Below are 5,623 nucleotides of genomic sequence, written 5' to 3'. Positions count from 1 at the left end.
CGCGGGTCCCGTGGCGCCCGTCTCACCCACAGGCCCAGCCGGCCCCGCGGGTCCCGTGGCGCCCGTCTCACCCGCAGGCCCCGCCGGCCCCGCGGGGCCCGTGGCGCCCGTCTCACCCGCAGGCCCCGCAGGGCCCGTGGCACCCGTCTCACCCGCCGGCCCCGCAGGTCCGGTGGCGCCCGTCTCTCCGGGAGGACCCACTGGACCGGCGACGCCGGGCACGCCCTGAGGTCCAGCGACGCCTGGCACGCCTTGAGGCCCCACGGGCCCTTGGAGCCCATCCTCGCCCTGCGGTCCCTGCGGCCCCTCCGGCCCCTGCGGTCCCTCGGGCCCCGGGGGTCCCTGTTCGCCGATGCAGGTCCCGGGCGGGCAGAGCGGCAGGCAGACGACGCGAGCCCGGCATTGAATCTCACCATCGTCCCAGGACGCGGAGAACACGTTGTCGATGAGCTCATCCTTCGAGCCATCAGCCAGCGCGAGCTGCTTGCACTCCTCGAACGAGTTCACCGTGACCGTGTAGCGCTCGGTATAGGATTCTCCGACGGCCAGCGTGTACGGCGGCGTCCGAGTGGGGACCCAACCGAACGCATCGGTGAGCAGTCGGTCCTCCACCGCGTCGACCGTCGACGCGCCCGTTGGGTGCACATTGCGCACCTTCATCGTCCATTCGAGCGTCGCCGGGTACGACTGAATCTCGTAGATGAGCTCCCCGTTCACTCGCTTGTCGCACGCCAATTCGTGCGCAAGCGCGACATTGCCTGTCAGCAGGCCCGCTGTTGCCAATAGCCATCCAAAACGCATACTCCCCCCGTCTACCTTTCTTTTCTGCTTACAGTTTGAATTCACCGCATGTGGCCGTGATGCTCGAAGTCTCGTCAGTAGCGAACGATGAACTCCGGAAACATGAAGACCTGTTCGCCACGGTCGACCAATGAGCGCGCGAGGTCGATCTCAAGCACGACCTTGCTGCGCTTTCGGAGCTGCTCGGCGTCCGCGACCAACGAGACCGGTGGCCCACTCAGGTCGAGCAACTGCGTCTTCCCGTTGCGCTCCACGATGCCTTCCGGGTCGAACTTCAACCGGATCCCGACCTTGCGCGCGTCGACCGGGAGGTCAAACGTCGTCACGGCCCACGCGTTCTCTTCGTTGCCGAGGTCGATTTCACCGCCACCCAGCCGAGACGAAAGCGGGTTGCCGTCGACCGTCAACTCGAGCGCGGAGACCTGCACGCGCACCGGCCCCGAGCCGCGGACGCCCAGCAACCGCACCGCCACGGTCTGCGCCGTATTCTCCTCCACGGGCTCGACTGGCGGCAGCTCATCATCCTGGGCCTTGCCGCAAGCAATGATTGTCAAAGCGAGCGCAAGGCCGATGCTCTTCTTCATTGGATCCCTCTCCTGTCGACCGAACAGGCGGTCGTGCGAATGGAGAGAGCACCCCTTGTGCCAGCGAATTTCAGGGTCTGGGTAAATGGCGAGTATCGCGGCAAAAACAAGCGCCAGGTCCCGCCGGACAGGTGACGTCAGGTGTAAAGGGAAGCCGCATGCCACTCAGTGGGCGCCCGCTTCACATTCCCGGCAGTGAATTCCACAGACCCCGAAGCGGCACGTCCCTTGCGGAGACCTTGAGTACAGCGTTGGGCCGCGAAGCAGGTTGTCTCCGGTGAACGTTCAAGTCCGACCCAAGGCGACTGACGCAGGGCGCTGGAAAAGCCGTGGCGCCGTCCTTACCTCACCCGCAGGGAGGCAACATGGCCGTTCGGACGACAGTGGCAGGCATCAAGAACAGGCGGCGGGTCGACGCGCACGGGGCCCAGCCGAGCGTGCAGGCCAGCAAGGGGCGCAAGACGCTGCCCCACGATGACGCGGACGCGCTGCGGCGGCAGCAGACGCTGGAGCGCGTGACGCTGGGCCCCGCCGCCGAGGCGCATGAGCCCAAGAGTCATCGGCGCCGCGCGACGACGCTCAAGGGCCGCAAGAAGACCCCCAGCGAGATGAACGTGAAGCACCTCGGCGGGCCGAAGAAGCGCCTGCCCCTTCACGGCGGCTAGCAGGACACGTCGTGACGCGGCCCCTGCCTCGCGACCTCCGGGCAGGGGCCGTGCCCGCCTCAGGGGCCCGGTGGCCACAGCGCGCTGGCGCCAGGGTCCTCCGCCGCGTAGACGGCCCAGACGCGCTCTCCCGGGCGCCGCAGCAGGTCCACCGCGTGCGGTGAAGGCAGGCTCCCTTCCACGCGCTGGCCATGCACCGTGAAGACGTAGTCGAGCCGCACCAGGCGGCCGGCATGCAGCGAAGGCGCCACCTGACGCTCCACCCGCGTGAGCTCAGCCGCGGCCGGCAATCCCCAGACCAACGCCTTCAACTGGCGCTGCTGCTCGCGCCGCAGCGCCACCGGCCAGCTCGTGCGCCGGAAGAGCACCCCCATCCCGATGAAGATGGCGGACTGCAGGAGCAGGGGCCGCACGAAGAGCAGTCCCACCGGGAGCAGCATCACCCCCGCCCAGAGCGCCAGCGTTCCCAGGACGTAGTGTTTGTGCAGCCTGGGCCGCGAGACGGCCGCGCGCTGTGCCCGGGTCAACCGGCGCGGGGGCAGCGGAGGCGGCGGACCTCGCGCGGCGCTCAAGGCCGCCTCCAGGCTCGCGCCGCACTTCATGCAGGGTGCCCCGGCGCTCACCGGGACGGCATGCCCGCAGCCAGGGCAGACGATGCGGAGCTCGCTCGACTCCGTCGTGAGGTACGGCGCGTCCAGGGAGCTTCGAGCGCGGCGCATGGCCCCACCATCGGAGCACCTCGCCCCGCGCCGCCGCAACCCGTCCCGGAATGCCATGACGGACGTTTGGGAGACACCACCAGACCTGGGCACCGGGGCCCGGCCGCTCCACTGCTCCCTGGCATCCCCCTCGCGGCATTCCTACCTGTGTCGCTGGAGGTCGCATGCCAGAGAAGAGTCAGACGGAGCGAGTGAAGCGCGCGAAGCGGCAGGGGACGACGTTGGAGCTCAAGCCCACCGATATGCACCTCGCCAGCGAGGACAGCACACACAAGGCGAAGAAGAGCGGCCGGCGGGCCCTGGGCAAACGGACCTTCGCGGACCGCAGCGTCAGCCCCCGCCACGCGCCAGGAACGGGCCTCACGGCGAAGAGCCGCAAGCTGCCCGAACCGGAGCCGGGCCAGAGCAGCAGCTCGCGGCGCAAGACGCTGCCGTCGGCGGCCGCCGTGGCCTACCGCAAGGAGGGCCGCCCCAAGAAGACGACAGGACGCGGCGATACGACGCCGCTGAAGGCGGGCAAGGTCTACAAACGCGCGGGCGCGCGGAAGGCGGGCATCCACTCCTGAGGCCCTTCCAGCCTGGAGTCATGCGCGATGAGCCATGCCTCCAGGCCCTGGGAGGCCCCCCGGTGCCTCCTCGGCGTCCGCTCCCCCTGGCGCTCATTCCGTGGGGCCGGCGCTGTTCACCACCGCGGCCAGCCTGCGGACCTCCTCGTGCAGCTCGCGCAACTGCTCCAGGCTGCGCTGCAGGAGCACGTCGAGCTGCTCGGCCCGCCGCACGTCGCCTTGTGCCGCGGCGTCCTCGCGCTCGCGCGCCAGCCGCACCACGTCTCGCTCCACCAGCGCCGCCACTCGCGCCGTCTTCTCCAGCTCCCACTGGGCAGTCTGTGGCAGCTCGGGCTCGAGGTCGTCGTTGTCCTCGAAACGAGGCAGGGACGCGTCCTCCGGCTCCGGCGCCACGGGCTCGGGCTCCATCCGCGCCACCGTGACCTGGGGCACCTCGCGCGGAGGCGCCGGAGCGGGCACTTCGGCGGCGTTCACCGGCACCCCCCCGGGGGGCGGCGCGGGTGGAGGTGGAGCCGGAGGCACGGCCATGGCGAGCATCGCGGCGGGCAGCGGCTCCGGGTCGGGCTGGGGCCAGAACTCCACGCCGCCCAAGGCCACGGCGAGCACGCCCGCACCCGCCAGAATCAAACGGTAACGAATCCGCATGGTCCCCCTCCCCGCCCAGGCGCTCAGAAGCGCACCCGCCAGTCGCCGTCCTGACGCTCCACCCGTAGCAACCACGGTGCCGGGCGCTCGCGTCCACCATGGGCCACCCGGGCCCGTACGAGAACGGCCTCGGCGTCGCGCCCGTCCACCGTCGATTCGACAATCCCCATGAGCGTGAGGCCATGCCCCCGCAGCTCACGCACCGTCTCCGCACAGGCGCTCGCGCTTCCCCCCGTGGCCAGCAGCGGTGCCAGGACCTCGCAGTCACCCGCGGGCAGCGCCGAGAAGAAGTGGCGCACCGCCGCCTCCGCGTCCCGCGTCTTCGACGCGTCGGAGGAACACCCGAGCGCGGCCAGCGTCAGCCACCCCACCCACCTCGCTGGCGCGGACCGTCGTGACATGGCTCAGTAGCAGTTGGGGGCGAACAGCTCGTCATCCACGGCGGCGACGAACTGGTCATTGCACCAGCCGCTCACCAGGATGTGGCCATTGCGCACGCAGCTGTCGTGGTTGGTGGCGTCCACCGTGTACTGGGTGTCCCCGCCGCACGTGCTGCCGCAGCGCCCGAAGCAGTTGCCCACCACCTTCGGCCGGTGCCAGTGATTGGGTGAACCGCAGTGCCAGGTATCGCCGGCCAGATAGAACTCGTCCCCGTTACACGAATAGTGGTCACCCAGCTGGGCCAGTTGCTGATTGCCGGGCCAGTCGAAGCCGCCCCGGTCGCAGTCATGCGTCGCGTGGGCGTACCAGTTGTAGCGCCCCTCGCAGCTGCCCGAGTTGCGCCCGTTGCACTGCGCATAGCTGCACAACATCGTGTAGCCACGTCCCTTCTCGCCCATCACCACGCGCCGCAGCCCCACGGTGTCCGGGTACTGGGACCACACGCTCACCGCGCGGCGCAGGAACATGGCCGCGGGGGCCGCCGCGTCTCCCGCGGGGAGCGCCGCGTCGAGCTCGCGATAGAGGGCGGTGAGCAGCGCGCGGTCCGCGACGCCCATCTGCGCGTCCGCGGCATTCGCCTCCGCGAAACCATCCAGCGTGGAGACGCCGCTGGCCGGCTCCATCAACCCGGTGAGCGTCAGCCCGCGCAGCCGGACCTCCAGCCGGTACACCCCTGGCTCCACCTCGCGAGAGGAGAACGTCACCGCCTCGTCCTCTTGAACGAAGGTGCCCTGGACGCCTCCTGGCGCGGCGGAGAGTGACAGTCCCGCCTGCCGCGAGCGGAGCGCGTCGCCCGTCTTCGCGGCGCCGCCACAAGCACACGCCACCAGCACCACGCTCCACCACAGGTTCGTGCGCATCCTTGGATTCCCCCGGCCAGGAGCAGGCCCGAGTCCTCCTTCCCGCTCACGTCAGGGGAGCACGGCCCAGCGACGTGGAATGCTCTCACCGGACGAATTCGTAGCCAGAGCCCGGCGGTCTCATGCCTCTGTCCGCGCGAAGACAGGCAGCGGGCCAGCGGCGCGCGTCAGGCCGAAGTCTCCTTCGGGCACGTCCCACTCCGCGGGCTCGGCCTCCTCCTGGATGTCGGCACGAGCGGAGGCGGACGGGATGTGGCATGACGCTCCGGCATTGTCATTGGACCCCGGAGGAACCCACCCTTGAAGAGACTGAGCGCCCTCACCCTCTGCGCGGCACTGGCG

Annotated in this window: 7 protein-coding genes and 1 pseudogene; 2 read left to right on the top strand and 6 right to left on the bottom strand. The window is 70.1% G+C overall.

Annotation, left to right across the window (positions count from 1 at the left end):
• Both G4D87_RS40060 and G4D87_RS32740 read right to left on the bottom strand, forming a co-directional pair.
• Positions 1–717: pseudogene (locus tag G4D87_RS40060) on the bottom strand (hypothetical protein); the annotation flags it as partial.
• 158 nt (positions 718–875) lie between these two features.
• Entirely contained in the window at positions 876–1,385 is a 510-nt protein-coding gene (locus G4D87_RS32740) for a hypothetical protein (protein ID WP_163786612.1), read from the bottom strand.
• A gap of 365 nt (positions 1,386–1,750) precedes the next feature.
• Between G4D87_RS32740 and G4D87_RS32735 the strand changes: the two genes are divergently transcribed.
• Positions 1,751–2,050 (top strand): hypothetical protein, encoded by a 300-nt coding sequence (locus G4D87_RS32735; protein ID WP_240358800.1) that lies wholly within the window; start codon positions 1,751–1,753, stop codon positions 2,048–2,050.
• Positions 2,051–2,109: 59 nt separating this feature from the next.
• Here G4D87_RS32735 and G4D87_RS32730 read toward each other — a convergent pair whose 3' ends face one another.
• Positions 2,110–2,769, bottom strand: coding sequence for a hypothetical protein (locus G4D87_RS32730; RefSeq protein ID WP_240358799.1), 660 nt, complete (start codon positions 2,767–2,769; stop codon positions 2,110–2,112).
• Between the two features lie 164 nt (positions 2,770–2,933).
• On the opposite strand from G4D87_RS32730, the gene G4D87_RS32725 reads away from it, so the two are divergent.
• Positions 2,934–3,335: a hypothetical protein gene (locus tag G4D87_RS32725; protein WP_163786611.1), complete on the top strand. Its 402-nt coding sequence runs from the start codon at positions 2,934–2,936 to the stop codon at positions 3,333–3,335.
• A gap of 93 nt (positions 3,336–3,428) precedes the next feature.
• Here the strand turns inward: G4D87_RS32725 and G4D87_RS32720 are convergent, their stop codons facing one another.
• From G4D87_RS32720 to G4D87_RS32710, 3 genes are read right to left on the bottom strand one after another with little or no spacing between them, the layout of a single operon-like run.
• The gene (locus G4D87_RS32720) at positions 3,429–3,980 is read right to left on the bottom strand and encodes a hypothetical protein (protein WP_240358798.1); all 552 of its coding nucleotides are present in this window, start codon (positions 3,978–3,980) and stop codon (positions 3,429–3,431) included.
• Between the two features lie 23 nt (positions 3,981–4,003).
• Positions 4,004–4,381 (bottom strand): hypothetical protein, encoded by a 378-nt coding sequence (locus tag G4D87_RS32715; RefSeq protein WP_163786610.1) that lies wholly within the window; start codon positions 4,379–4,381, stop codon positions 4,004–4,006.
• A gap of 3 nt (positions 4,382–4,384) precedes the next feature.
• Complete coding sequence (locus G4D87_RS32710; RefSeq protein ID WP_163786609.1) at positions 4,385–5,281, bottom strand: hypothetical protein; 897 nt, start codon at positions 5,279–5,281, stop codon at positions 4,385–4,387.
• Positions 5,282–5,623 lie beyond the last annotated feature (342 nt).

The sequence above is a fragment of the Myxococcus vastator genome, from assembly GCF_010894475.1.
GTDB classification, from domain to species: domain Bacteria; phylum Myxococcota; class Myxococcia; order Myxococcales; family Myxococcaceae; genus Myxococcus; species Myxococcus vastator.
The sequence above is the reverse complement of the archived record's forward strand: the minus strand, read 5'-3'. Positions and strand labels throughout refer to the sequence as shown.

Bases quoted from the DNA above. Each gene is read 5' to 3' on its own strand.
- G4D87_RS32710 (WP_163786609.1), bottom strand. From the start codon at position 5,281: ATGCGCACGAACCTGTGGTGGAGCGTGGTGCTGGTGGCGTGTGCTTGT.
- G4D87_RS32730 (WP_240358799.1), bottom strand. From the start codon at position 2,769: ATGCGCCGCGCTCGAAGCTCCCTGGACGCGCCGTACCTCACGACGGAG.
- G4D87_RS32725 (WP_163786611.1), top strand. From the start codon at position 2,934: ATGCCAGAGAAGAGTCAGACGGAGCGAGTGAAGCGCGCGAAGCGGCAG.
- G4D87_RS32735 (WP_240358800.1), top strand. From the start codon at position 1,751: ATGGCCGTTCGGACGACAGTGGCAGGCATCAAGAACAGGCGGCGGGTC.
- G4D87_RS32720 (WP_240358798.1), bottom strand. From the start codon at position 3,980: ATGCGGATTCGTTACCGTTTGATTCTGGCGGGTGCGGGCGTGCTCGCC.
- G4D87_RS32740 (WP_163786612.1), bottom strand. From the start codon at position 1,385: ATGAAGAAGAGCATCGGCCTTGCGCTCGCTTTGACAATCATTGCTTGC.
- G4D87_RS32715 (WP_163786610.1), bottom strand. From the start codon at position 4,381: ATGTCACGACGGTCCGCGCCAGCGAGGTGGGTGGGGTGGCTGACGCTG.